Source organism: Streptomyces monticola (genome assembly GCF_042665355.1).
In the GTDB taxonomy this organism is placed as follows: domain Bacteria; phylum Actinomycetota; class Actinomycetes; order Streptomycetales; family Streptomycetaceae; genus Streptomyces; species Streptomyces monticola.
This window is the reverse complement of record NZ_JBHTCF010000001.1, coordinates 445,428-471,543: the sequence shown is the minus strand read 5'-3', so window position 1 is coordinate 471,543 and position 26,116 is coordinate 445,428. Positions and strand designations below refer to the sequence as shown.

Sequence of the window (26,116 nt, the reverse complement as noted above, 5' to 3'; positions counted from 1 at the left end):
TGGCCTCCATCCACTCACGGTCGGCGGACTGCCGCCTCCCGGGAGGTGCTCATGCCTCCCAGATCGCGCAGGCCGTGCGGTCGTCCGCGTAGCCCTTCACGCGCAGCTGCGTATCAGCCAGGAACGCCGCGAGGCCCGGCGGCTCGGTCCCGCCCCAGCGCTGCAGGAGCCGGCCCGCGAGCCGTGGCTCGCCGCGCAGCGGTTCGGCCAGGCCCGGGGTGCACAGGAGCAGGGTGTCCCCCGGGCGGGCGACCGAGGCACGGAAGCGGAAGGGTGCACGCGGCGGCTCGACGGCCGGTTCGTAGGGGCTGGGCGGGGTGGTGATGCCCAGGTCCAAGGTGAGCCGGTCGCCCTCGGGGGTCTCGGACGGAGCCGAGCCCGCGGGCGGTACCGAGCCGAAGCCCACGACCGGTTCGCCGGTGGCCTCCGTGACCTGCGGCTCGATGTCCTGCAGGGTGCCGTCCCTGAGCCGGAACAGACCGCCGCCGCCGACCCCGAAGAAGACGCGGGTGCGGCACTCGGGGTCGGCCGGGATCAGCAGACAGCGCAGGCTGGTGGCGGTGTACTCCTCCGGGTCCACGCCCTGCTCGGCGGCGGCCGCGCGGAGCTTGCCGAGGCTGCGGTCGGTGAGCCGGTGCAGGCCCGACTTCAGGTCGCCGCGGCGGGCTCCCCTGATGTCGTCGACGAGCCGGGTGTGGCTGCGGCCCACCGCCCGGCCGATCCAGTGACAGGCCTCGGCGGCGGCGAGATGGGCACCCGCGGTGGCCCGGGCGCCGGTGGCCATGGCGACCAGGACGAGCCCGGTGTCGCCGGTGCCGAAGCGGGCGGTCAGGAGCGAGTCACGGCGCGGCTCGCCGCGGTAGCGCGCGGAGTCCCCGCGCACGGACGCGGCGCGCAGCGTGCACGAGCCGTACCTGGCGCCGTCCAGGACGGTGTCCGCGACGAGTTCGTCCAGCTCGTCGGGGTCGGCGGCGGGCAGCGCGGTGGGCTCGGGGTCATAGGTGGGCGGGCCGTCCCCGACGTAGCCGACGACGGGCACCGGGGGTGCTGCGGCGGATTCGGGGGTACGGGCGGGCGGCACGGTGGCGGCGGCCGGGTCCGGGTGGCCGGGGTCCGGCTCCGCAGGGTCCGCGGGGTCCTCGGACCCCTCTCCCGTTCCGGCCGCACCATCTGCCTCATCAGGAATGCGCCGCCCCGGTCCGAAGGTCGTCGGTGCGGTCGCGTCCGGCAGCGGCTCCCACGGGGCACGCGGCGGGGTGTAGGAGGCGGCGTCCTCGGTGGGCTTACCGGAGGGCTTCCCGAGGGGCTTTCCGGGTGGTGGGGCGGACTGCGGCACCGGGTCCTGCGGCGGTACGGGAAGCGGCGGCGGTGGTCCTGTGACCGCGCCGGCCGCCGAGGCGAAGCGGTCGTCCAGGGTGTCCGGCGCGGCGGCCGGGCCGGTGTCCTCGGTGGACTCGTCGTACAACTGCCCCCACCAGTCGTCCCCTTGGCCGGAGCTGCCCGTGCGCCTGTCCCCCTGCTGGCTCATGCCCTTATTTTCCACGGCACGGGCCATACGAAAACGGGACATCCAGAATTTGCGCAAAGGCAGCGGCCGCACAAGCGGTCGCACAAAGGGGTCGCACAAAGGGGTCCGCCGGGCGGCCCCACCCCCCACGGGAAGGACGCCCGGCGGACCGGTCCTGGTGACCGCGGCTAGCGCACGTCGTAGGCGCGGGCCACGGTCTGCGTGACGGCGTTGCCGTCGCCGTCGGTGAGTTCCACCTTCAGCCAGACCTGCTTCCCGGAGGCGCCGGTGTGGTCCACGGTCGCCGTGCGGGTCGTGCCGGCACCGCTGACGGGTGCCTTCGTCCAGGTCCTGCCCTCGTCGTACGAATAGGAGAGTGCCGCCGACTTGAGCGAGCCCGGAGTGTATCCCGCGTGCCCCGTGGCGCTGAGGCCGACCCTCAGTCCGTCCTTCGCGGGCAGTGTCTTGAGTCCGTCCTCGGGGAGTTGGAGCCGCGGGAAGATCACCGGCAGCGGCTGCGAGTAGGTGTTCTCGTCCTGCTTCGAGCGGAACGTCCAGCGGGTCTGCACGGCCTGCGAGCGCTTCCAGACCGCCGCGGGCTGGCCCATCTTCTCGATGTTCTGCTCCAGTTCGTACGTCGCCTCCGCGGCCGGGACCTCGAAGGCACCGAAGGGGTACCAGCTGTCGCCGACGGTCTCGCCGTTCCTGCGCAGCACCAGATTGCCGACGTCACCGAAGGAGCCCGCCTGCGCGTGGTGACCGCCGTCGCCCCACATGGCGGCGGCGAAGCCGATCAGATTGCCCTGGCGTTCGGCGGCCAACTGCGGCTTGCCCGCGTCGTCCTGCGGGGCCGTCGGGGCGATCACGCCGTCGTACCAGCGCTCGCTGCGGGAGCTGCCCGCGCGGTACGTGCGCCTCTGGTCGAGCATGAACTCGCCCCACGGGAAGCTGCTGCTGACCCAGTGGTCCCAGGCCGTGCCGCCTCCGGCGGTGTAGAACTCGGTGCGCTCGCCCGGTACCGCGACCTGCTGGAAGGCGCCGTGGACGGCGACGCCGTCGGGACGATGGGCGGCGGTGCTGTCCAGGAAGCCGGTGGCGGCACCCATCGCGTGGTAGCCGGACTTCACCTTGCCGAGCCGGTCGTCGCGTACGCGGTAGGTGCGGTCGCCGTGCGGCGAACCCGCCTCCGGGAAGGCCAGGTTGTAGACGTACGGGCTCTTCGCCGTCGCCTTCCAGGCAAGCGTCACCGGGCCCGCCGCCAGCTTGGCGCGCAGCCGCGCCGCCTCGTCGTACTGCAGCCCGAGCGCGGGCAGTTCGGCGCCGCGGCCCGAGTCCGGGAGCCAGCGGGCGGAGCCGGAGTGGTGGCCGATGACGGCCTTGGCGCCGGCCGCCTTGGCGTCCCGGGCGAGGGCGGCCATGGCGCCGGAGTCCGGGACGAGCACGAACGCGATCTTCCCCTGGACGCCTGCCGCCTCGAGTTCCCCGGGTGAGCCCTTGCCCGCGTCGACGATCCCGGCGCTGCCGCTGCCGTCCAGGTTCATGGCACCGGTGTTCGCGGAGACCGGGTGCAGGGCGAGCCCGTCGGTGGTCTTCATCTCGCTGACGAGGGGGGCGTACGTGCGCCAGTAGCTGCCGTACTCGAAGTCGCCGTCACTGGCGCGGCCTTCGACCGAGGCGTAGAAGCCGCGCACACCCCGGCCGCCGCTGAGCGAGCCCGTGTGCAGCCACTGCTCGTCCCAGGAGCGGGCGAAGGCAAGGGTCGTGCTGCGGGCCTCGGACGGCCTGTCCGTGACGGTGCGCAGCCGGTGCGCCTCGCGGGCGTCGAGGGTGACGGTGGTGTCCTTGGTGAGCCTCAGCTGCGGGCGGGCCAGCAGGCTGAGCGAGTCGACGAGCGTGGCGCCCTCGCCCGCGTCGGGCGTGGCCACGAAGCCGGACAGGAAGTAGGAGCCGGCGCGCAGTTGGTACGTCTGCTCCGCCGCACCCTCGTTGAAGCGGCGCTCGCCGGTGGCGTCGTCGGTGCCGATGACATCGAGCGAGGAGACGCCGTCGGCCGCCTTGCCCGCACGGTCGAGGAGCTTCACGGTCAGCGTCACGGTCTCCGGCTGCACGTACAGGGAGAACGGGGTGGAGACCTCGGCTCCCCCGCCGGTGGCGCGGATCCGGCCGGTAACGTCGCCGTACTGGCCGGGCTCCAGGCGCGCCGCCGGGTGCACGGTCAGCGGGACCTTGGCGGTGGCGCCCGCGGGGACGGTGACGGTGCGGTCGCCGAGCCGGGCGACGCCCGAGCGGACACGGGAACCGTCGTGGCCGGTGACGTCCTCGACGGACAGCCTCAACTGCACGGCCTTGTCCGAGGTGTTGGTGTAGGGAACCTCGACGGTCTTGGAGTCGCCTTCGTCCTGCGGCCAGTCGAAGCTGCCGCCCTGCACGGCGGGGGCGCCGAGCACCTGCTGGTCGACGGCGCCCTTCACGTCGAGCAGACCGCCGCCCGTCTCGTGCACGTCGCCGGGTATCCGGGGGTCGGCCGCGCTGACGAGGGCCGCCTTGAGCTGCGCCGGGGTCCAGTCGGGGTGACGCTGCTTGAGGACGGCGGCGGCGCCCGCGACATGCGGGGTCGCCATCGACGTACCGCTCATGGACTGGTACGCGTAGACGCCCCGGCCGCCCGCCGACGCCGCGGAGATGGCCACGCCGGGCGCGGTGATCTCGGGCTTCAGGGTGTGCGTGGTGCGGGCGGGGCCGCGGCCGGAGAACGGTGCGGTGGAGTCGTCGCGGTCCGCGGCGCCGACGGTCAGGACGCTCGGGGCGCAGCCGGGCGAGGAGATGGTGTTCAGGGACGGGCCCTCGTTCCCTGCGGCCACCACGAACAACGCGCCCGACTTCCGGGCGAGTTCCTCGGCCGCGGTGCTCATCGGGTCGTCGCAGTCGGTCGGGCCCTGGCTGCCCAGGCTCATGGAGACCACATCGGCCTTGTTCTCCACGGCCCACTCCATGCCCGCGATGATCCAGGAAGTCGCCCCGGACCCCGAGTCGTTGAGCACCTTGCCGTTGAGGAGCTGCGCTCCGGGGGCGACGCCCTTCTTCTTTCCGCCGCTCGCGGCGCCGCTGCCGCCGGCCGTGGAGAGCGTGTGGGTGCCGTGGCCCTGGCGGTCGTCGGTGCTGTCGGAGTCGGTGAAGTTCTCCGCGGCGGCGATCCGGCCCTTGAGGTCGGGGTGTCCGGCGTCCGCGCCGGTGTCGAGGACGGCGACCTTGGTGCCCTTGCCGTCGTAGCCCGCGGCCCACGCCTCGGGGGCGTGCACCTGGCGGGTCGAGCGGTCGAGGGTGGCCTCTGCCTTGCGGTCGAGCCACAGCTTCTTCAGGCCGCCGCCGGCACGGGACTTGGGGCTTGTGGCCGCCGCCCAGAACTCGGCCGCCTTCTCCTTGTCGGCCTTCAGCGCGACGCCGTCGACCGGGCCGAGTACCGGTCCCCGCTCGGCGCCGGGCGGTGTGGCGGGCAGATCGCGGGCCGCGTTCACCTGCCGGTCGTACGTGGCGATCAGCGGCAACTGCTTCGCGTGGGCGTCGTCGTAGCCCTGCCGCACCAGGCCGGTGACGTTGAACAGCTGCTCGTCGACGGTGCCCGCGGCGAGGGCCTTCACGGCGCCCTCCGGGTAGACATACAGGTCATCGCCGGACTGCCGGGTCTGCACGAGGGCCTGTGAGCCGTCCTCGCGGGGCAGTACGGAGGCGGCGCTGCGGCCCGCCTTGTCCTTGGTCACGAGGACGCGGTCGCCGGTGACGAGGGTGACGACGGCGGACTTCTGCGCGGCTGCGGCCTGCCGGCTGCCGGTGAGGGGGCTGCCCTCACCGGCCGGGGGTCTCTGTCCCGGCTCCGCCCCCGGCGGCGCCGCCGCGGAGGGCAGGGCCGCGGTGGCGGTCAGGACGACGGCGGTGGCCAGGCCCAGAGCACACTGCGTTATCGGGCGCATCGGTCTCCCCTACTCGGTGCGGCGGTGGCGACACATTGGCAGAGTGGCCGGTGGTGCGGGGATGATGTTGTCGGCGGGTTTGCGCCGTGGCCGGTTTCCGCCACGAAGCGGGCCTCATCGGGGGAAGTACGGCCGTGATCACGGCACTTGGGCGCAGGGCTCCCGGGAGGGGAAGCGGCTGATGTTGGGCGCCATAGGGCTCGATGAGGTGCAGGAGTCGACGTACCGCGCGCTGGTCTCGCTCGGCGCCGCCGATGTGGCGGACCTCGCCGGGCGGCTCGCGCTCAGTGAGACGGAGACCGAGCGGGCCCTGCGCCGGCTCGCGCACCAGGGCCTCGCCGCCCAGTCATCGGCCCACCCGGGCCGCTGGGTCGCGGCGCCGCCCGGGGTGGCGCTCGGTGCGCTGCTCACTCAGCAGCGGCACGAGCTGGAGCAGGCCGAACTCGCGGCCGTCGTCCTTGCCGAGGAGTACCGCGCGCAGGCCGCGGAGCCCGCCGTGCACGACCTGGTCGAGGTGGTCACCGGGGCGGGCGCGGTCGCGCAGCGGTTTCTGCAGCTGCAGCTCGGTGCGAGCGACGAGGTGTGTGCCCTGGTGACGGGACGGCCCGTCGTCGTGTCGGGGCATGACAACGATGCCGAGGCGCAGGCGGCCCGGCGGGGTGTCACGTATCGCGTGGTCGTCGAGCGCACGGTGCTCGATCTGCCGACGGGGCTGACCGAGCTGTCGGCCGCGCTCGGCCGTGATGAGCAGGTCAGGGTCGTGGACCGGGTCCCCACCAAGCTGGTGATCGCCGACCGGCAGCTCGCGCTCGTGCCGCTCACGTCGAAGACCGCCGAGCCCGCCGCGCTCGTCGTGCACGCCAGCGGCCTCCTGGAGTCGCTGTCCGGGCTCTTCGAGGCGGTGTGGCGGGACGCGCTGCCGTTGCGGCTCGGCGAGGGGGGCACGGTGACGGAACGAGCGGCCGCCGCCCCCGACGGCACGGACCTGGAGATCCTCTCCCTGCTCCTGGCCGGCCTCACCGACGCCAGCGTCGCCAAACAGCTGGACCTGGGGCTTCGTACCGTGCAGCGGCGCGTGAAGGGGCTGATGGAGCTGGCGGGCGTCAGTACGCGGTTGCAGTTGGGGTGGCATGCGTTTGAGCGGGGGTGGGTTGCCAGGTGACCGCGGTTCGTGGCTGGGGTTGCGCAGTTCCCCGCGCCCCTTATCAGGCACGTTCCGTGGCCCCGTTCCTCACCTGCGGCCCAGGCCGGGCTGACGTCGCGCAGTTCCCCGCGCCCCTTTCAGGCACCACCTGCGGGCCAGGTCAGGCCCAGACCGCCGCCCAGATCCACGCCCCCACGATCAGGAGGCAAGCGAACAGTTCCACCAGGACGCTTGTGCCTGCGGCTCGCATCACCGTGCGGGTGGCGGCCACGGCGTCCCCGTGGCCGCCGAGACGGGCCCGTTCCGAGGCGTAGATGCCGCCGATGAAGCCCGGCACCGAGCCGACGACGGGCACCAGGACGAAGCCGACGAGCGCGCCGAGGCCCGCGCACACCACCATCCGGCGGGTGATCCCGGCCCCGCGGATCCGGCGCGGCGGCAGCCGCCAGCGCACGGCTTGCTGCAGGAGCAGGACCACCGTGGCCCCCACGAGGACGGCCCAGGCGGCGCCCGTCTGCACTTTGAAGGCCCAGCCCATCACCGCGGCCCACACGAGCAGCGCCCCCGGCACACCGGGGACGAGTAGCCCGACAAGGCCGAGCAGCATCACCGCCCCGACCAGCAGGAGCTCCCACACACCCATCTGCCAAGCGTGCCGGAACGCCCGCCGCGGCGCAGGTCAGGAGCGGGGTGGCGGGCTCCCCGCCGGAGGTCCTAGGTCTGGGTTCCGATGTGCTCGGCCGGTACGCGTGCCAGGCTCCGGCCATGACCGAATTCAGCGAGGCCGAGCGCGCGTACCTGAAGTCCCAGCGCCTGGGACGGCTTGCCACCGTCGACCCGAAGGGCCAGCCGCAGGCGAACCCGGTCGGGTTCTTCCCGCAGGACGACGGGACGATCCTGGTGGGCGGCCATGCGCTCGGCACCACCAAAAAGTGGCGCAATCTGCAGGCCAACCCGAAGGTCGCCCTCGTCGTCGACGACATCGTGAGCGTCAAGCCCTGGGCCGTACGCGGCGTCGACATCCGCGGCGAGGCCGAACTCCTCACCGGGCCGCACGACTTGGGGCCGCACTTCAGCGAGGAAGTCATCCGGATCCACCCCAGGAAGATCCACAGCTGGGGCCTCGACGAGCCCGCCCGGTGAGCCCCGGCTGAGCGGCCGAGCGGCCGAGCGGCTGAAGGGAACTCCGGTGCGGTCCGTCGTGCCCCAAAGGGGCACGGGGAACTGCGCGACCAGCCACGACGCATCCGCAGGTATCAGACCGGCCTCCCCGCGGAGCGCTCAGCACCCTCAAGTCCGAGCAGCAGCTGCTTGCGCTCCAGACCGCCCGCGTACCCCGTGAGCGAGCCGTCGGCGCCGATCACCCGGTGGCAGGGACGGACGACGAGCAGCGGGTTGGCGCCGATCGCGCCGCCCACGGCCCGCACGGCGGCGCGGGAGGCGCCGACGCGTGCGGCGAGTTCGCCGTAGCTGGTGGTGGCGCCGTAGGGCACCGAGTCGAGGGCGGCCCACACCTGTTCGCGGAACGCGGTGCCCTGGGTGCGGAAGGTGAGCGTGAACTCCTTCAACTCCCCCGCGAAATAGGCGCGCAGCTGTTCCTCGGCGGCCCGGAAGGCACCGGGGTCGTGCCGCCAGCCGGGCTGCGGGGTGCGTCCGCCCTTCTGTCCGGGCACGGACAGCGAGCTGAGCGCCCCGGAGCCGTCGCCGGTCAGGAGGAGCTCGCCGAGCGGGCTGTCGAGGGTGGTGTAGTGACAGGGGGCGAGGGCGGCGTTCATACGGAAGTCTCCAAGTCGCTTTGTGTCCACAGGTGTTGCACGGCGTACGAACGCCAGGGGCGCCACGCGTCCCGTACCGGCTCCCCGGGCAGCGCCACATCGGGGTCGCCGAGGGCCCGCATCCGGATGTACGCGGCCGTGCGCGCGTCCACGCCGGGCACGGCGAGCAGCGCCTGCTCGGCGTCGTCGCGGTCGGCGCCCGCGTCCAGGCGTACGGAGCCGTCGGCGAGGGCGGCCGCGACCGGCAGCTCTTCGGCGAGCGCCTTCGGCTCGGGAAAGACATGGGTGAGGGCGCCGCAGGGCACATCGAGCGGCCGCCCGTACGCGGCGACGAGCCGCTCGGACTCCGCCCGCCCGACGACGGCGCGTACGGCGAGTTCCTCCGGGTCGGCGGCGCCGGGTGAGCGCAGCCCAGGGCGTGCGGCCACCAGCGGGGCGAGTGCGGGCTCGGCGCCGAGGCGTTCGTCGACCGCGTGCGGATCGGCGTCCAGGTCGAAGAGGCGGCGCAGCCGCTGTACGGCGGTGGTCAGGTCCCGCAGGTCGGTGAGGTGCAGGCGGGCGTCGAGCCAGGGCCCGTCCGCGCTCTCGTCGACGGCGGCGATGGCGGTGCCGTGCGGCAGGCGCAGGGTGCGGCAGTAGGTGCGGGTACCCACGGCCCCGGTGACCTCCTCGATCCCGGCGACGGCCGCGCGGGCGAGCCGGTCGAAGGGGGCCGCGCGATGGTAGGGGCCACGGTGGGCGAGGCGCAGCGGCACCCCGGCCACCAGGCCCGTCTCGGCGCTCCCGGCGGGCGCGGCGCCGGCGGCGGGCAGCCTGGTGGCGGCCTCGGCGCGCAGGGCGCTCGGTGTACGGGCGTAGATCTGCCGGATGGTGTCGTTGAACTGCCGCACGCTGGCGAAGCCCGCGGCGAACGCGATGTCGGTGACGGGGAGTCCGGTGGTCTGCAGGAGCAGCCGGGCGGTGTGGGCGCGCTGCGCGCGGGCCAGGGCCACGGGCCCGGCGCCGAGTTCGGCGGTGAGCTGGCGCTGTACCTGCCGGGCGCTGTAGCCGAGGCGCTCGGCGAGGCCGGGAACGCCTTCGCGGTCCACCACCCCGTCGCCGATCATGCGCATCGCGCGGCCCACGACATCGGCCCGCACATTCCACTCGGCGGAGCCGGGCACGGCGTCGGGACGGCAGCGGCGGCAGGCCCGGAAGCCACCGCCCTGGGCCGCCGCGGCCGTCGGGTAGAAGCGGACGTTCTTGCGCTTGGGCGTGACGGCGGGGCAGCTCGGGCGGCAGTAGATGCCGGTGGTCGCAACGGCGAAGAAGAACTCTCCGTCGAAGCGTGCGTCGCGGCTGCGCACCGCCTCGTACCTGGTCTCTTCATCGATCACGGGATCCAGTGTGCGCCCTCGGCGCGGATGGATCTGGCGGGAATCGGACATGGCGCTCACCGCTCTGCGCGGGCCCTGCGCGACCTCTGCGCGACTTTGCTTTTGCGGTAAAGAGCAGGCAAAGTTACCCTCACCGATCCTGTCAGAGCATTGTCAGAGCAAGGACCTGCCATGTCTGCTTCCGTCCGCCCCAAGCGGCGCATCCTCGCCGTCTGCGCCGGCACCGCGCTGCTCGCCCTCTCCGCCACGGCCTGCGGCATCGACGACGGAGCGGCGGTGGGCGTCGTCACGTACACCCCGAAGTCGGAGGCCGCGGCCGAGGGCCACGGCGAGAAGTCCGGCCACGGGGAGCAGGAGCAGTCCGGGCACGCCGCCGGGGAAGAGCAGTCCGGCCACGGCGAGCAGGAGCAGGCCGGGCACGCCACCGGGGAAGAGCAGTCCGGGCACGCCGCCGAGGAGGAGGCGGCGAAGTCCGCGCACGCCGAGGAGGAGACGGAGGCCGGCGCCACCTCGGTGACCAACCCGCCGCTCAAGGGCTGCCACAAGATGCCCGGCGGCGCCCACCACGTGGAGAACGGCACGCTGACCGACCTGGTCGTCTACGTCTCGGACGACTGCACGGGCGACGCCGACACATCGAAGTACGTGGGCAGCGGGCTCAACGGCGACCTGGCTCCGAAGGCCGACTCCTGGCACAGCTACAAGTTCGTCAACTGACGCCGCCCGTCGGCGTATTGACGTAGGGCATATCGACGTAGGGCGTACTGACGTAGGGCATATCGACGTAGGGCGTACTGACGTCGGCGTATTGACGTAGACGCACATCGAAACGGGCCCGCCGGCCAGGCCGCCACAGCCGGCCGACGGGCCCTCTCCCCGGTGCCCGGCCAGGCACCGGCCCTCCCGGGTGCGGGTTTCGCGCCCCGCACCCGAAAGCACTCGGACGCAGCAGTCTTCAGCGGATGCGCCCCTGCTTCGCCTCCATCGCCGCCCTGCCCTGGGCGCTCCTGATCCGCCACTCGCGGCGCCGCTCGTTGCGGACCCTGACGTCGGTCTTGGCGGCGATCCGCCGGTTCTCGCGGAGCAGCTTGCGGTAGCTGTGAAGGCGGCGCTCGGGCAGCGTGCCGTCCTCGACCGCGGCGTGCACCGCGCAGCCGGGCTCGGCCTCGTGCGCGCAGTCGTGGAAGCGGCAGCCCCGGGCCAGTTCCTCGATCTCCGCGAAGACCTGTCCGACGCCGGTCCCGGCGTCCCACAGGCCGACACCGCGCAGCCCCGGCGTATCGATGACGACCCCGCCGCCCGGCAGGACGAGCAGATTGCGGGTGGTCGTGGTGTGCCGCCCCTTGCCGTCAATGTCCCGGACGGCCCGGACGTCCATGACCTCCTCGCCGAGCAGGGCGTTGGCGAGCGTGGACTTGCCCGCGCCCGAGGCCCCGAGCAGCACGCTGGTGCCGCCCGTGACCACGGCTTCGAGCACCTCGGTGCCCTCCCCCAAGCTGGCGCTGACGGGCAGCACCTGGACGCCGGGCGCGCTGGTCTCGACATCCGCGACGAGATGGCCGAGGGTCGCCGGGTCCGGCACCAGGTCGGCCTTGGTGAGGACGACCACGGGCTGCGCCCCGGACTCCCAGGCCAGGGCCAGGAAGCGCTCGACCCGGCCGAGGTCGAGCTCGGCGGCGAGCGAGACCGCGATGATCGCGTGGTCGACGTTGGCGGCGAGGATCTGGCCCTCGGACCGCTTGGACGATGCGCTGCGCAGGAACGCCGTACGCCGGGGCAGCAGCGTACGGACATACATCGGGTCGCCGTCCGGGTCGAGGGCCACCCAGTCGCCCGTGCACACGACCTTCGCCGGGTCACGGGGAACGACGTATTCGGTGTCGGCGCGGACGGTGCCCGCCGCGGTGACGACATCGCACTGACCACGGTCGACCCGCAGCACGCGGCCGGGCACGAGGCCCTGCGCGGCGTACGGGGCGAACGCGTCGTCCCAGTCCGCGTCCCAGCCGTAGGACGACAACGGATGCGGCGGGCGGGACGAGTGCGGAAGAGAAGACGATGAAGCAGATGAAGAAGAAGAGCGAGTCAAGGGGAACCCTTCACAGGGTGGCCCCAGCTGCGCACCAAGGGTGCGGTGTCGGTCGGATCAGCCGGAGACCACAGGGGCGGGATTGATGATCTTCTGGATGCGGGCAGCGCCCGTCGCGACGACAGTCATCAGTCACACCTCCCGGTTCTCTCAGCTGGTGCGGAGCCGTCCGGAACGGCCCCTGCGGTACGGCCCCAAGGATAGGCGGGTCCCCGCGCGGGGCGCCAACCCTTTTCTCCGCTCCCCTCTCAGCGCCGCAACTCCCGGAACAATTCCCGGACTTCCGCCATGCCCGGCTCGCGGCCGAGGGTGACGGCAGCCGTCCCCGCCGCGCCGGGGCATGGCTCAGGTGTCCCCGCGGAGCCCCTGCCGGGCGAGCTCGGCGGCCTTTCCCGGAGCCAGGTCCGTGCCGCGCCGGAACGCCTCGGCGAAGGCCTCCTCGCCGAGGGAGGCGGTGGCCGCGGCGGTGACACGGTCCACGTCGCCCCGTTCGGCCGGCGGCAGCGGGGCGTCCACAGTGCGCCGGGCCGCGTCCGCCGCGCCGAGCAGCAGGGCGGCGAGCTCCCCGGCGCCGGACAGCGCGGCCACACCCGCGAGGCCCTCGAGGGACAGGGCAAGGGCACGTGGCTCCGCGACGGCGACGGCCAGGTCGAGGCCGAGGAACTGGTGGGTGGCGGCCGTCTCGGCGTCGCCGCGCAGCTCGGCCGTGAAGCCGAGTTCCGCGTGCATCAGGTGATCGCCGATGGTCGAGGACACTTCCGCGTACGCCGCCTCGATGCGCCGCAGGTGCGCCTCGGCCGCGTCGAGGTCGCCGGAGCGGCGGGCGCCGAGCGCGAGGCCCATCTCGGAGTGCACCTCGCCGTAGATGTAGCCCTGTTCGGCGGCGCTGCGGCGGGCCCGCTCGTGCAGTTCGCGGGCCCGGTCCCAGTCGTGGTCGAGCAGGGCGAGCCGGCCGAGTCCGGAAAGGCGTGCGGAGACCTCGGTCTCCAGGCCGAGTTCCTGGGCGAGCCGCAGGCCTTCGGTGTGGCGGCGCGTGGCCTCTTCGTACCGCCCCTTGATCTCGGCGAGCGCGGCAAGCGGCTGCACGGTCTGCAACTCGCCCCAGCGGTCGCCCAGTTCACGGAAGATCCGGGCGCTGCGTCCGCCCGCCCGCTCGATGCCGTCGAGGTCGCCTCTGACCAGGGCGTGCATGGCCCGGAGCCCGAGCGCCGCGGCGCTGCCCCAGCGGTCGCCGGCGGCTGTGCAGAGATCGAGGACCCGGGCGTTGAGGGCCTCTCCTGCGGCGAGTGAGTCTCCGTTGAAGAGCCCGAACGCGTACAGCCAGGCGGTACGGCCACGGCGCCCGGCGTCGACGTGCAGCGCATCGGGGCTCGGGGCGGCGCGGGCCACCGCCACGGCGGGGGCAGGCCCGGAACCCACCGCGCCGTCGGACACAGGACCGGGGCCGCCGCCTCCGGGTGCCCCCTCGCCGCACCCCGTCAACTCCTCGGCCACCGGCGCGAGATACGCCTCCACGTACGCCGTCTCGGACTGGTCCGGTGGTGGCAGCAGCTCGGGGCGGCCGCCGGTGAGGAGGGCGAAGGCGCCCTGCAGGACCGGGAGTTCGAGGTCGTCGGCGGGTGCGGAGGTGGCGGGTGCGGAGACGCCGGGTGCGGAGGTGGCGGGTGCGGAGGTGACGGGTCCGGAGACGCCGGGTCCGGAGGTGGCGGGTCCGGAGACGCCGGGTGCGGAGACGCCGGGTGCGGAGACGCCGGGTGCGGAGACGCCGGGTGCGGAGACGCCGGGTGCGGAGGTGACGGGTCCGGAGACGCCGGGTCCGGAGACGCCGGGTGCGGAGGTGACGGGTCCGGAGACGCCGGGTGCGGAGGTGACGGGTCCGGAGACGCCGGGTGCGGAGGTGACGGGTCCGGAGACGCCGGGTGCGGAGGTGGCGGGTGCGGAGGTGACGGGTCCGGAGGTGCCGGGTCCGGAGACGCCGGGTGCGGGGGTGGCGGCCAGCACTGCCGACAGGGCGCGGTGGGCCTCGCGGAGGCGGCCGCGAAGCAGCCACCACCAGCACAGCGCCCGGACGAGCCGGGCGCCCTCCGGGGCCGCCCCGGTCCGCTCCGCGCGCCGCAGCGCCTCCTCAAGTGCCGCCCGCAGATTGCCCGCTTCGGCGTCGAGCCGGTTCAGCCACTCCCGCTGGGCACCGTCCCGCAGCCGGGGTTCGGCGCGCTCGGCGAGCTCCACGTAGTAGTGCAGATGCCGCCCTCGTACGTCGGGCAGATCGTCCATCTCACGCAGCCGCTCCAGCGCATACGCGGCCACGGACTCGAACAGCCGGTAGCGGGCGCCCGCCGGACCTCGCACCAGGACGACCAGGGACCGGTCGACCAGGCGGGTCACCAGGTCGAGTACTTCCTCGCGGGTCACGCCGTCACCCGCGCACACCGCCTCGGCCGCGTCCAGGGTGCAGCCGTCGCGGTGCACGGCGAGCCGGCGCAGCACGATCCGCTCGGGCGCGGAGAGAAGTTCCCAGCTCCAGTCGATCATCGCCCGCAGGGTCCGCTGACGCGCGGGCGCGCCCCGCTGTCCCGCCGTGAGCACATGGAACCGGTCGCTCAGGCGCGCCGCCAGCTCCTGCACACCCAGACCGCGGACCCGGGTCGCGGCGAGCTCGATGGCGAGCGGAATCCCGTCGAGGCGGCGGCAGATCTCCGCGACGGCGGCGTGGTCCGCGTCGTCGGGGGCGGCCGGGTCGAGCACGAACCCGGGCGCGGAGGCCGCGGCGCGCTCGGCGAACAGCCTTATCGCGTCCTCCGGTTGGAGCGGCTCGACCAGGAACACCGCCTCACCGCCCACCCCCAGCGGCTCCTGACTGGTGGTCAGGACCCGGAGTCCCGGTGCGGCCCGCAGCAGCGAGTCGGTGAGGCCGGCGGCGGATTCCACGATCTGCTCGCAGTTGTCGAGGACGAGCAGCGCCCGGCGGTCCCGGAGCGCAGCCAGGAGGCGCTCGACGGGCGTCGAGGCACCGCCCGCGCCGGACGGCTGCCCGGTGGGTACGTCATCGCGGATACCGAGCGCCGCGGCGATCACCTGCGCCAGATCGTCCACTCCCCCGCGTACTCCGGCGAGTTCGACGAACCACACCCCGTCCGGGGCGCCGTCGCCCGGCTGCCCGGCGGCCGCCACGGCGAGCCGGGTCTTGCCCACGCCGCCGGGCCCGGTGAGGGTCACCAGGCGGCCCGCGTCCAGGAGTTGGCGGATGTCGGCCAGGTGCCGCTCGCGTCCGACGAGCGGAGTGAGCGCGGCGGGCAGCCGGGGCCCGGGGCGGGGGGCATCGGCCGGGACCGGGGCCGGGGGCGCGTCCTGCGCGGGCGCCGGGGACGCAGCAGAGGACGGGGCCGGGACCGATGCCGGAGCCGATGCCGGGGCGGGGGCCGGGGACAGCGAGGCGTCCTGCCGCAGGATCGCCCCGTGCAGCGCGGCCAGTTCGGGGCCCGGGTCGAGGCCGAGCTCGTCCGCGAGCCGCTCGCGCAGCTCCGCGTAGGAGGCGAGCGCCTCGCTCTGGCGGCCGGCCAGGTAGAGGGCGCGCAGCTGCGCCGCCCGCAGTCGCTCCCGCAGCGGATGGCGGGCCACCAGGTCCGTGAGCTCCCCCACGAGCAGCGTGTGCTCGCCGGACTCCAGGCGCGCCTCGGCCTGTTCCTCCACCACGGCGAGGCGCTGTTCGTCGAGGCGCTGCGCCGTCGTACGGGCGAACTCCTCGTCGGCGAAGTCCGCGTACGCGGGGCCGCGCCACAGGTCGAGGGCGTCGGTCAGAAGTGCCGCGCGGGCGCGCGGGTCTGCCACCGTGCGGGCCTCGGCGACGAGGGCACGGAAGCGGTCCGCGTCCACCTCGCAGGGGTCGGCGCCCGGGCGCGGGCCGTCGAGGCGCAGGCGGTAGCCCGGCACTTGGCGCACCACGCGGTCGCGGCCGAGCACGCGGCGCAGCTGGGAGACCTTGGCCTGAAGCGCGTTGGCGGGGTTGCCCGGTACCGCGTCGCCCCACAGGTCATCGATGAGCCGGTCGGCGGAGACCGGCCGCCCTTCATGGAGCAGAAGGTCGGCGAGCAGCGCACGGACCTTCACCTCGGGCACCGTGACCGGCTCCCCCTCGCCGTCCCACACCATCAGGGGACCAAGCACACCGAACCGCATGTGATCCACCGTACACACAGCGGCGTTTCGGGCCCACGCCGCTCCCGGGCGCGCCCCGCTCCGGCCGTGCCCTCAGCGATCCGTCAGCCACCATCAGCCAACCATCAGGCCTCCCGAAGCACCCCCGAGCAGAGTCGGTACGACAGCGACCGACGGCCACAGACAGCGGACATCAACGACCGACAGCGGCCGCCAGCGGACAACGACAACCTGCAGCAGCCGGCAGCGACCGGCACCGATACGTCAGGGAGCGCACATGACCAGGTACGCGGGAAAGGAAGCCGTGGTCGTCGGGGGCGCGACGGGCACGGGCCTGGTGATCGCCACACGGCTCGTCGAGGGCGGCGCCAAGGTCCTGCTCGCCGTCCCCGCCGAGGCCGACCGCGCGGTCGCCGTCGCCCAACTCGGCTCATCCGCCTCTGTCGTGGCCCTCGACGCCGGCGCCCCGGACACCGGCGGCAAGCTCCCGGCCGCCGTCGCGCACCGGCTCGGGGCCGTCGACTTCCTCTTCGTCACCACCGACATCGCACGCCTCGCGCCGACCGAGGACGTCACCGAGGCGCACTACGACAAGGAGTTCGCCGCGCACACCAAACAGACCTACTTCACCGTGCAGGCGCTGCTGCCGCTCATGGCGGACGACGGCGCGATCGTCTTCAGCACCTCCGCCCCCGGCGACGCCGCCGCCGCTCCCCGCACCCAGGGCGCTCCCGGCACCGGTGTCGCCGGCATGACACAGGCGGCCCTCGCGGCCTTCGCCCAGGTGCTTTCCGCCGAACTCGCCGAGCGCCGGATCCGCGTCAACACCCTCACCCCGCGCCTGTGTCCACGCGGCTCCGCCGAGGACGTGGCCCGCGCCGCCCTGTCCCTGGCCGTGGACGCGAGGTTCACCAGCGGACTGCAGCTGGCCGTGGACGGCGGCCCGGCCCCGTTCGTCCCGTCGCTCAACTGACCACACCGCGACAGCACCACCACCGCACCAACTACAGCGCCACCACCGCACAACAACAGCTCCACCGCCCCATCAACCAAAGCTCCACCACCCCATCAACTCCCGTACAGCACCGACCGATTGGACCGAGCACCACCATGCGCACCGCACCACCACGGCCCGCCGCCCGCGTCTCCCCGGCGAGCGCGCACCCCGCCGGAAAGCAAACCGGAAAGCAACGCCTCCCGCTCCTCGCGCTGCTCGCCCTCTCCACCGCCGTGTTCCTCACCAGCCTGACCGAGACGCTGCCCGCGGGGCTGCTGCCCGCGATGAGCGCCGACCTGGGGGTGAGCGAGTCCGCCGCGGGCCAGACGGTGACCGTCTACGCCATCGGGACCGCGCTCACCGCGCTCCCTCTCACCGCGGCCACGGCCGGGTGGCGGCGCAAGATACTGCTCCTGACGTCCATGGCCGGATTCGCCGTGGCCAACACGGTCACCGCGGTGTCCGCCGACTACACCCTGACGATGGCCGCACGGTTCGTCGCCGGTGTGGCCGCGGGCCTGGCCTGGGCGCTGCTCGCGGGCTACGCACGGCGCCTCGCGCCGGTCGCGCTGCAGGGCAGGGCCATCGCCGTCGCCATGGCCGGTATCCCGGTCGCGCTCTCGCTCGGTGTGCCCGCGGGTACGTTCCTCGGCAAGGCGCTCGGCTGGCGCGTGGCCTTTCTCGTCATGACGGTGCTCACGGTCGTGCTGCTCGCCTGGATCGCCGCGGCGGTGCCGGACCACCCGGGCCGGGAGCGCACGGCCCGCACCCCGGTGCTGCGCACCCTGCGCGTGCCCGGCGTCGCTCCGGTCCTGACGGTCACGCTGGTCTTCGTCCTGGCCCACACGATCCTGTACACGTACATCGCCACGTTCCTCGGCCGCCTCGGCATGGGCGGCTCGACCGACCTGGTCCTGCTGGTCTTCGGCGCCGCCTCGCTCCTGAGCATCTGGATCGTGGGCGCCCTGATCCACCGCAGGCTCCGCGCCCTGACCCTCGCGGCGACCGTCCTGGTCGCGGTGGCGGCGGCGACCCTCGCCGTGGCCGGTGCGAGCCCTGCCCCGGTCTATGTCGCGGCGGCCCTGTGGGGCCTGGGCTGGGGCGGCGTACCGACACTTCTGCAGACGGCGGCGGGCAACGCGGGCGGACCGTCGGCGGATGCGGCACAGGCCATGCTCGTCACCCTGTGGAACGCGGCGATGGCCGCGGGCGGCGTCATCGGCGGCGTCCTGCTCGGCCTGGTGGGCGCGGAGTCCTTCCCCTGGACGCTCCTGGCGCTGCTGGTGCCGGTACTGGCGCTGGTCCTGGGCGCGCGTCGGCACGGCTTTCCGCTACGGCGGCCGCAGTGAGCCCACGGTCAGTCCGGTACGGCGCCCGCGGTCAGGTCAGGTACGGCGCCCGCGGTGAGCCCGCCGCCACGACCGCGGCGGGCTCAGACCCCGAGAACCGCCTTCGCCGTGAGGAAGTAGATGATCAGGCCCGTCGCATCCACAAGGGTCGTCACCATCGGCGCGGACACCACCGCCGGGTCGATCTTCAGGCGCTTGGCGAGCAGGGGCATGGTGCCGCCGATGGTCGCCGCCCAGCCGCAGATCAGGATGAGCGTGATACCCACGACGACCGCGACGTGCGCGCTCACGAACAACGTCCCGACGACCATGCCGAGCACGGCGAGCAGCCCGCCGAGCACCAGGCCGACCCGGCATTCGCGCCAGATCACCTTCAGCAGATCGGAGCCGCGCACCTCGCCGACCGCGAGGGCGCGTACGCAGGAGGTGGCGGCCTGGGCGCCCGCGTTGCCGCCCGCGCCGATCAGCATCGGAATGAACATGGCGAGTTGGGCGACGCGTTCGAGGGTGCCCTCGAAGGCCTGCGTCACGCTGACCGTCAGGGTCGCGGCGACGAGCAGCAGGCTCAGCCACAGGGCGCGGTAGCGGGCCAACTGCCATACGGACGCGGCCATGTAGTGCCCGGCCCAGGGCGCGGCACCGGCCTGCCTGGCCACGTCCTCGGAGTCGGCGGCCTCGATCACTTCGAGGGCGTCGTCGATGGTGAGCAGCCCGACGAGGCGCTGCTCGCTGTCGACGACGGGCAGGTTGAGGTCGTTGGTCTCGCGCATCAGGCGGGCGGCCTGCTCGGCGGACTCGGTGGCGTACGCGTAGGCCGGCTCGGTGACGACGAGGGCGGAGACCAGCGTCTCGGGCGGGTTGAGCACCAGCTCGCGCAGTTCGACGATGCCGGTGAGGCGGCGCCCGTGGTCGACGACGGGCAGCGTGTAGACCGTCTCGGCCTCGTTTCCCTCGGCGAGGACGACGCCGAGGGCCTGGCCCACGGTGAGGTCCTGGGCGAGAGCGACGACCTCGGGGGTCATATAGCGGCCGACGGAACCCTCGGGGTAGCCGAGCAGCGCGGCCGTCATCCGGCGCTGGTGCGGGCTGAGCCCGGCGAGCACCCGCTTGGCGACCTTCGCCGGGGCCTCGCGCAGCATCCGGGCCCGGTCGTCGGGGTCCATCGCCTCGACGAGCTCCAGGAAGGAGTGGTCGCGCAGGCCCTTCAGGATCTGCTGCTGGTCGACCGGCTCCAGCTCCTCGAAGACGGTGAGGGCGCGGTCCTTGTCGAGCAGCCGGAAGGCCATGCCCGCGGTGACGTTGTCCATCCGCGCGAGCTCGTCGGCTATGACGTGCGGCGGGTTGGTCTCGAGCCATTCGAGGGCCGTGTGCAGCTCGTGGTTCTGCACGATGTCCTGCAGCGAGCGCTCGTCGAGCTCGGCGCGCGGCTCGTCGGGCAGGTGGGTCTGCGGCATGGCAAGTCCTTGGCAGGAAGCGGGAGTTCGTCAGCGGGCGCACCACGGGCACACGCGCTCTCCCACCAGGGCCGGCTTCAGCGGGCGCTGTACGTCCGGTCCCGGGGAATGGCGGCGGTACCGCGCGGTGGGTGACTGGGGGGTTCGCCGCGCATCGCGACACCACCTCCGTTTCCCACAGCCGACTGCTCCGCGCCCGCCGCAGCGGACACGCCGGTGAAGGGTACAACGCCCGCATTGCCGGGTGCGGACCTGGGTACATCGGGCGCCCCGCGAGAGCCCACGACAGCGCGCGCGACCCCGTTCCATACTGGGCGCATGGCCATCCGGACCACGGATCGCGAGCACGAGCACGGCCGCGCAGGCGAGCGCGCGCACGAGCGCGCGCACGAGCCGACTCCCGTCACGGACGAGGAGTCGCTGGAGTTCGTCCGCGCGTCCGCCCTGACCAGTGGGACCTCGCTGACCAGCGGGGCCGGGCCGGCCGGCGGTGCCGCCGCGAACGGCGGCGTCGTGTCGGCGGTCGGCTATCGCGTCGCCGGTCAGCGTCCCGGCGTACACCTGGGACTGCCCTCACCCTTCCTCACTCTGGTCTTCTCCCTCGACGGCCCCGTGTGCACCGGCGTCACACCGCGGCAGGCGCTCGGCGACGACGCCGTGCGCACCGACATCGTCGTGGGCGGCCTGCACCAGAGTCCGGCGTACGTCGAGCAGCCCGAGCACCAGGCGGGCATCCAGCTGGCCGTGCACCCCCTGGCCGCGCGCGCCCTGCTCGGTCTGCCCGCCGCCGAGCTCACCGGCGAGATCGTGGTCTCCGGCACGGACGTCCTGGGCGCGGCGGGCGCCGAGGTGCGCGAACGGATGCTGGAGCAGGACGGCTGGGAGGAGCGGTTCGCCACGCTCTCCGGCTATCTGCGGGCCCGCGCGGCCGCCGCCGAGGACGCCGCGGGGGTACGCCCCGAGATCGCCGAGGCCTGGGCCTGGCTGGTCCGGCACCGTGGCGCGGGCACCCTCTCTGGCCTGGCGGCTCATGTGGCGCTCAGCCCGCGCCGCCTGACGACGCTGTTCCGCGCCGAGACCGGCCTGAGCCCCAAGCAGGCGGCCGGCCTGATGCGCTTCGAGCACGCCAAGACCACGGTCGTACGCGGCGTGGCACGGGGCGCCGTGCCCGAGCTGGCCCGGGTCGCGGTGGACTGCGGCTACTACGACCACTCCCACCTGGTACGCGACTTCCGCCGCTACACCGGTCTGAGCCCCACCGGGTGGCTGGCCGAAGAGTGCCGGAATATCCAAGCCGGAGGCCATATGAACGGCGAAGAGTAGGAGGCATGAACACCACACAGAGCACCGCACAGAGCACCGCGCCGACCAGCACACCGACGACGGCTCCCGCGCCGACCAGCACACCGACGACGGCTCCCGCCCCTACCGTCTGGCCCACGACGATGGCCCATGACGCACCCGCCCTGATCGACTTCCTGGTGAACGAAGTCGGCTTCCTGCGCACGGCCGTCTACGAGGACGGCGGCAAGGTGGCCCACGCCCAGCTCGACTGGCCCGAGGGCGGCGGCATCATGCTCGGCTCGTACGCCCCGGGCACCCCCGACGGCCCCGACGGCAGCGAGTGGCATGTGCGGCCCGGCACCCTCGGCGCGTACATCGTCACCGACCGCGTCGACGAGCTGTACGCCAGGCTCTCCGCGCCCGGCTCGGGCGCGAAGGTGCTGCGCGAGATCGCGGACCAGCCCTACGGCAGCCGGGAGTTCAGCATCGCCGACCCGGAGGGCAACCGGTGGTCCTTCGGCACCTACCGCGGCGAGCCGCGGGCCTGACACCTCCGGGACCGCTCCGGGACCGCTCCGGGATCACTCGACCCACCCCAGTTTTGAACACGTTCAAGAAACTCGCTAGGGTCTCCCCCAGACCGAAGGGGGAGAGCCATGAAGTTCGTGCTGCCCGGGGGGACCGGACAGGTGGGCACGGTCCTGAAGCGGGCCCTGACCGCCGCGGGGCACCAGGTCGTGGTCCTGACCAGAAGCCCGGAACGAGCGGACGAGGTCCGCTGGGACGGGGTGCGCCCGGGGCCCTGGACGCGGGTGATCGACGGCAGCGACGTCGTGATCAACCTCGCCGGGCGCAGCGTCAGCTGCCGCTACACCCCGGCCAACCTCCAGGCGATGATGGACTCGCGGGTCGACTCCGCGCGGGCCGTCGGCGAGGCCATCGCCGCCGCGCGGCAACCTCCGCGCGTCTGGCTGCAGATGAGCACCGCCACCGTCTACGCCCATCGCCACGACGCCGCCAACGACGAGGCGACCGGCCTGATCGGCGGCACGGAGCCCGGCGTACCCGACTACTGGGCGTACAGCGTCGAGATCGCCAGGAACTGGGAGCGCGCCCAGGAGGAGGCCGGCACCCCGCACACCCGTAAGGTCGCGCTGCGTTCGGCGATGGTGATGAGCCCGGGCCGTGGCGGTGTCTTCGACATGCTGCTGCGCATGGCCCGGCTCGGCCTCGGCGGCCCCGTGGCGGGCGGCGGGCAGTACGTGTCGTGGATCCACGACCGTGACTTCGTCCGTGCGGTGGAGTTCCTTACCGACCGTGACGACATCTCGGGCCCTGTGAACCTCGCCGCCCCCGAGCCGCTGCCGCAGCGGCAGTTCATGCGGGCGCTGCGTTCGGCCTGGGGTGTGCCGGTGGGCCTGCCGGCGACGAAGTGGATGGCCGAGCTGGGGGCGTTCGCGCTGCGCTCGGACACGGAACTGCTCCTGAAGAGCCGCCGCGTCGTGCCCGGCCGGCTGCGCGCGGCGGGCTTCTCCTTCGAGGAGCCGCGGTGGGCGGACGCTGCGGGCGACCTGGTGGACCGGGTGCGCCTCGGCGTCGAACGCTGACGCGCACCCGGCTCCCGCCGGTCTCAACCCCGGGTGCCGGGGCGCCACTTGATGCCCGTCACACGCCTTTGACCTGCGGCTGCGCACGATCGGCGGCGCCCCGGATGCGGGGCGCCCAACCCCGGCCCAAGGTGGAGACTCGTCCACGAAAGGGCCGCTTCATGATCCGTAGAAGTGTCGTCACCCGTACCTCGGTCACCGCCGCCACCGTCGTGGGGCTCGCCGTACTCGGCCTCGCGACGGCCGCACCGGCGTCCGCGTCCGCACCCGCGTCCGTATCCTCATCCGTCGCCCTCAAGAACACCTGCTCCGGGGTCAGCGTCGGCATCGGTGTCGGAAGCAACGTGTCCGAGGGCTCCATGGAGATCTTCCTCAAGACGCTGACCGGGAAGACGATCACGCTCGGCGTCGACCCCGACGACACGATCGAGTGCGTCAAGTCACATGTCCAGGACAAGGAGGGCATCCCGGTGGACCAGCAGCGGCTGATCTTCGCGGGCAAGCAGCTGGAGGACGGGCGCACCCTGAGCGACTACAACATCCAGCGGGAGTCCACCCTCCACCTCGTGCTGCGCCTGTAACCGCCTTCCCTACGGCACCAGCGGCCGGACCTCCTGGGCGACTCGGCGTACGAAGCCCTCGGGGTCCGGCTCGTCGGCGTCGGGCTGCAGCACCACCGTGTGCGCGCCCGCGTCGGCCGTCTCCCGCACGGACTTGGCGACCGTGGCCGGGTCGAGGATCGCGGCGTGTCCGTCGACGGCGAGATACACGGTCAGCTTGTGGGGGTCGGTACGGTCGGCCGCGGCCCGGCCCTCGTCGACGAGTACGCGGGCGCGGCGCACCTCCTCCAGCGGGGTGTCGGCGTCGAGGACCGTGCCGTCCGCGGCCTCACCGGAGAGCCGCAGGGTGCGGGGGCCGCGGCCGCCCGCGCTGATCACCGGCGCGGTGGCCGGGGGCCAGTCGAGGGCCACGTCGTCGAGGCGCACATAGCGGCCGGTGCAAGTGACCCGCTCGCCGCGCAGCAGGGCCCGCAGCGCGTCCAGGTGTTCCCGCAGCAGCGTCACCGGCGACTCGACCCGGCTGCCGGTCTGCGCCATCCAGCTCTGCACGCCGTGCCCCACGGCCAGTTCGGCCCGGCCGGGGAAGAGCCGGTACAGGGTGGCCGCCTCCATCGCGGTGAGCGCGACATTGCGCAGCGGCACCGGGAGCAGCCCGACACCCACGCGCAGCCGCTCGGTCCAGGCGAGCGCGGCGGCCTGGGCGGCGATACCGCCCTCGAAGAAGCAGTCCTCCCACAGCCACAGCTCTTCGAGTCCCGCCTCCTCGGCCGCGCGGGCCACGGACTTCAGCCGCTCGGGCGGCAGCTGGGGGCGGAACACGGCGCCGAGTGCGGTCATGCGCGGGACCTCTTCCCTGGTCATGGACGTTCGGCGAGCGTGCTCCAGAACATCGACTCGTAGCTCTGCAGCAGACGCCCGGACCGGTATGCCATCGCCACGTCGAGCCCACTGTCAAGACCGGCCCGCACGGCGGCCACCGCCTGCTCGTCCAGGTCAGGGGCGGGCGCGGCGAAGAAGTCGAAGAACGCGCGGGCCTCTTCACCGAGGCCGTAGTGGGCCCGCAGACCGCCGGAGATACGGGCGCAATAGCCGCCCCAGGCCGCGAAGTTGGCGCTCAGGGCGAGCACGGCCTCGGGCGGCCGCGCGGTGAGGGCGAGCCGCGCCACGTAGGAGGGATAGGCCTGGCAGCCGGGCTCTGTTTCATAGGCCCCGATCGCGGCGGCGTCCAGGCCGAGGGCCGCGGACAGTGCGTCCAGATGCCCGGCGGCGATCTCCTCGCCGTCGGCGAGGCTCCCGAAGAACGCCGCGCACGCGCTCTCGCCCCGGGCCGTGGACCGCTCCGCGAGATGGGCGAAGGCCCGCTGGTCGCTCGCGATGACATGGTGCTGCTCCAGAGCGAGCGCGGCGAGCGCCGCGCGGCTCGCGGTGCCCTGCTCGACCTTCGGCACGAACGGGTTGTCGCCCGCGTGCGGGGCGAGTTCGGCGGCGGTGGCCTGCAGGAGCGCTTCCGCGGTATGCGCGGTACCCATCGTGTGCGGGCCTCCTTCGTGGGGCCGACTGCCTACGGTCCGAGCGTACGCCGCCACTCCCCAGGACCCGGCGCGTCCGGTTGGTGCGCCCTGCCGGGGAAATACAGAGCCCATGACGTCACCCACCGGAGAACCCGCGCGCACCCGCGGCCCCGAAGGCCCCGATGCCCCCGCCAACCCCCTCACCCGTCTCCCCCTCGACGAGCTGCGCCGCCGCACGAGCATGAAGTGGCGTACGTACCCGCCGGACGTACTGCCGCTGTGGGTCGCGGAGATGGACGTGCCGGTGCCGCCGCCGGTGGCGCGGGCGATCACCGACGCGCTGGCACTCGGCGACACCGGCTATCCGGCGGGCACGGTCTACGCCGAGGCCCTGGACGCGTTCGCACGCGAGCGCTGGGACTGGGACGGGGTGGTGGCGGAGCGGACGGCGATCGTCCCGGATGTGATGCTCGGCATCGTCGAGGTGCTCAAGCTGGTCACGGACCCGGGGGCCACGGTGGTCGTCAACTCCCCCGTGTATCCGCCGTTCTACGCCTTCGTCGAGCACATGGACCGCAAGGTGGCCGAGGCGCCCCTCGATCCGTACGGGCGGATCGACTTCGCCGCCCTGGAGATCACCTTCCAGGAGGCCGCGGCGGGCGGTCGGCGGGCCGCGTATCTGCTGTGCAGCCCGCACAACCCGACCGGCACCGTGCACAGCCGGGCCGAACTGGCCGCCGTGGCACAGCTCGCGGACGAGTACGGCATCCGCGTGGTCGCCGACGAGATCCATGCCCCGCTGGTGCTGAGGGGCGCACGGTTCGTGCCGTATCTGTCGGTGCCGGGCGCCGAGAGCGGCTTCTCGCTGATGTCGGCCTCCAAGGCATGGAACCTGGCGGGCCTCAAGGCGGCCCTCGCCGTCGCCGGGCCCGGGGCGGCCGCCGATCTGGCGCGGATGCCGGAGGAGGTGAGCCACGGCCCCAGCCATCTCGGGGTGATCGCGCACACGGCGGGCCTGCGCGAGGGCGGCGCCTGGCTGGACGCGCTGCTCGCCGGGCTCGACGAGAACCGGACCCTGCTCGCGGACCTGCTCGCCGACGAGCTGCCGCAGGTGCGCCATATCGCCCCGCAGGCCACCTACTTGGCCTGGCTGGACTGCCGTGACCTGGGCCTGGGCGACGATCCCGCGGCGCGCTTCCTCGACCGCGGCCGGGTCGCCCTCAACAGCGGCACCGCCTTCGGGACGGGCGGCGCGGGCCATGTGCGGATCAATCTGGCCACGTCTCCGGAGGTGATCAAGGAGGCGGTACGGCGGATGGCCGCCTCTCTCGGCTGACGGT

20 protein-coding genes are annotated in these 26,116 nt (G+C 73.6%); 10 read left to right on the top strand and 10 right to left on the bottom strand.

Features of this window, described 5'->3' with window-relative positions:
- Positions 1-49: 49 nt before the first annotated feature.
- Together ACFQVC_RS01930 and ACFQVC_RS01925 are read right to left on the bottom strand one after the other, a co-directional pair.
- Positions 50-1,528, bottom strand: a complete 1,479-nt coding sequence (locus tag ACFQVC_RS01930; RefSeq protein WP_381825683.1) for a protein phosphatase 2C domain-containing protein — start codon at positions 1,526-1,528, stop codon at positions 50-52.
- 167 nt (positions 1,529-1,695) lie between these two features.
- The gene (locus tag ACFQVC_RS01925; RefSeq protein WP_381825681.1) at positions 1,696-5,475 is read right to left on the bottom strand and encodes a S8 family peptidase; all 3,780 of its coding nucleotides are present in this window, start codon (positions 5,473-5,475) and stop codon (positions 1,696-1,698) included.
- A gap of 181 nt (positions 5,476-5,656) precedes the next feature.
- Here ACFQVC_RS01925 and ACFQVC_RS01920 point away from each other — a divergent pair, with 181 nt between their 5' ends.
- Positions 5,657-6,637, top strand: a complete 981-nt coding sequence (locus tag ACFQVC_RS01920) for a helix-turn-helix domain-containing protein (RefSeq protein WP_381825679.1) — start codon at positions 5,657-5,659, stop codon at positions 6,635-6,637.
- A gap of 142 nt (positions 6,638-6,779) precedes the next feature.
- On the opposite strand, the gene ACFQVC_RS01915 is transcribed toward ACFQVC_RS01920, so the two are convergent.
- Entirely contained in the window at positions 6,780-7,262 is a 483-nt protein-coding gene (locus ACFQVC_RS01915; protein ID WP_381825677.1) for a DUF456 domain-containing protein, read from the bottom strand.
- A 122-nt stretch (positions 7,263-7,384) separates the two neighbouring features.
- Here ACFQVC_RS01915 and ACFQVC_RS01910 point away from each other — a divergent pair, with 122 nt between their 5' ends.
- Positions 7,385-7,762, top strand: coding sequence for a PPOX class F420-dependent oxidoreductase (locus tag ACFQVC_RS01910; RefSeq protein ID WP_381825675.1), 378 nt, complete (start codon positions 7,385-7,387; stop codon positions 7,760-7,762).
- A 113-nt stretch (positions 7,763-7,875) separates the two neighbouring features.
- Here the strand turns inward: ACFQVC_RS01910 and ACFQVC_RS01905 are convergent, their stop codons facing one another.
- Positions 7,876-8,394, bottom strand: coding sequence for a methylated-DNA--[protein]-cysteine S-methyltransferase (locus ACFQVC_RS01905; RefSeq protein ID WP_381825673.1), 519 nt, complete (start codon positions 8,392-8,394; stop codon positions 7,876-7,878).
- Entirely contained in the window at positions 8,391-9,767 is a 1,377-nt protein-coding gene (locus tag ACFQVC_RS01900) for a DNA-3-methyladenine glycosylase 2 family protein (protein WP_381827052.1), read from the bottom strand. The genes ACFQVC_RS01905 and ACFQVC_RS01900 overlap by 4 nt, the downstream gene beginning before the upstream one ends.
- Positions 9,768-9,941: 174 nt before the next feature.
- Between ACFQVC_RS01900 and ACFQVC_RS01895 the strand changes: the two genes are divergently transcribed.
- The gene (locus ACFQVC_RS01895; RefSeq protein WP_381825671.1) at positions 9,942-10,487 is read left to right on the top strand and encodes a hypothetical protein; all 546 of its coding nucleotides are present in this window, start codon (positions 9,942-9,944) and stop codon (positions 10,485-10,487) included.
- Positions 10,488-10,725: 238 nt separating this feature from the next.
- On the opposite strand, the gene rsgA is transcribed toward ACFQVC_RS01895, so the two are convergent.
- Together rsgA and ACFQVC_RS01885 are read right to left on the bottom strand one after the other, a co-directional pair.
- Entirely contained in the window at positions 10,726-11,790 is a 1,065-nt protein-coding gene (rsgA, locus tag ACFQVC_RS01890) for a ribosome small subunit-dependent GTPase A (RefSeq protein ID WP_381825669.1), read from the bottom strand.
- A gap of 414 nt (positions 11,791-12,204) precedes the next feature.
- The gene (locus ACFQVC_RS01885) at positions 12,205-16,035 is read right to left on the bottom strand and encodes a BTAD domain-containing putative transcriptional regulator (RefSeq protein WP_381825667.1); all 3,831 of its coding nucleotides are present in this window, start codon (positions 16,033-16,035) and stop codon (positions 12,205-12,207) included.
- Positions 16,036-16,291: 256 nt separating this feature from the next.
- Here ACFQVC_RS01885 and ACFQVC_RS01880 point away from each other — a divergent pair, with 256 nt between their 5' ends.
- Both ACFQVC_RS01880 and ACFQVC_RS01875 read left to right on the top strand, forming a co-directional pair.
- Positions 16,292-16,987, top strand: coding sequence for an SDR family oxidoreductase (locus tag ACFQVC_RS01880; RefSeq protein ID WP_381825665.1), 696 nt, complete (start codon positions 16,292-16,294; stop codon positions 16,985-16,987).
- A gap of 137 nt (positions 16,988-17,124) precedes the next feature.
- On the top strand, positions 17,125-18,360 hold the full coding sequence (locus ACFQVC_RS01875; RefSeq protein WP_381825663.1) for an MFS transporter: 1,236 nt from the start codon (positions 17,125-17,127) through the stop codon (positions 18,358-18,360).
- 83 nt (positions 18,361-18,443) lie between these two features.
- On the opposite strand, the gene mgtE is transcribed toward ACFQVC_RS01875, so the two are convergent.
- Complete coding sequence (gene mgtE / locus ACFQVC_RS01870) at positions 18,444-19,814, bottom strand: magnesium transporter (protein WP_381825661.1); 1,371 nt, start codon at positions 19,812-19,814, stop codon at positions 18,444-18,446.
- A 318-nt stretch (positions 19,815-20,132) separates the two neighbouring features.
- Between mgtE and ACFQVC_RS01865 the strand changes: the two genes are divergently transcribed.
- The 4 genes from ACFQVC_RS01865 (at position 20,133) to ACFQVC_RS01850 (ending at position 23,286) form a co-directional block, all read left to right on the top strand.
- Positions 20,133-21,137: a helix-turn-helix domain-containing protein gene (locus tag ACFQVC_RS01865; protein WP_381825659.1), complete on the top strand. Its 1,005-nt coding sequence runs from the start codon at positions 20,133-20,135 to the stop codon at positions 21,135-21,137.
- A gap of 5 nt (positions 21,138-21,142) precedes the next feature.
- The gene (locus tag ACFQVC_RS01860) at positions 21,143-21,646 is read left to right on the top strand and encodes a VOC family protein (protein WP_381825657.1); all 504 of its coding nucleotides are present in this window, start codon (positions 21,143-21,145) and stop codon (positions 21,644-21,646) included.
- 108 nt (positions 21,647-21,754) lie between these two features.
- Positions 21,755-22,705: a TIGR01777 family oxidoreductase gene (locus tag ACFQVC_RS01855; RefSeq protein ID WP_381825655.1), complete on the top strand. Its 951-nt coding sequence runs from the start codon at positions 21,755-21,757 to the stop codon at positions 22,703-22,705.
- 161 nt (positions 22,706-22,866) lie between these two features.
- Positions 22,867-23,286, top strand: coding sequence for a ubiquitin-like protein (locus tag ACFQVC_RS01850; RefSeq protein ID WP_381825653.1), 420 nt, complete (start codon positions 22,867-22,869; stop codon positions 23,284-23,286).
- Between the two features lie 9 nt (positions 23,287-23,295).
- Here the strand turns inward: ACFQVC_RS01850 and ACFQVC_RS01845 are convergent, their stop codons facing one another.
- On the bottom strand, positions 23,296-24,102 hold the full coding sequence (locus ACFQVC_RS01845) for an LLM class flavin-dependent oxidoreductase (protein ID WP_381827050.1): 807 nt from the start codon (positions 24,100-24,102) through the stop codon (positions 23,296-23,298).
- Positions 24,103-24,122: 20 nt separating this feature from the next.
- A complete protein-coding gene (locus ACFQVC_RS01840; protein ID WP_381825651.1) occupies positions 24,123-24,794 on the bottom strand; it encodes a thiaminase II/PqqC family protein in 672 nt (223 codons plus the stop codon).
- A gap of 112 nt (positions 24,795-24,906) precedes the next feature.
- Here ACFQVC_RS01840 and ACFQVC_RS01835 point away from each other — a divergent pair, with 112 nt between their 5' ends.
- Positions 24,907-26,112 (top strand): MalY/PatB family protein, encoded by a 1,206-nt coding sequence (locus tag ACFQVC_RS01835; protein WP_381825649.1) that lies wholly within the window; start codon positions 24,907-24,909, stop codon positions 26,110-26,112.
- The last annotated feature ends 4 nt before the right edge of the window (positions 26,113-26,116 follow it).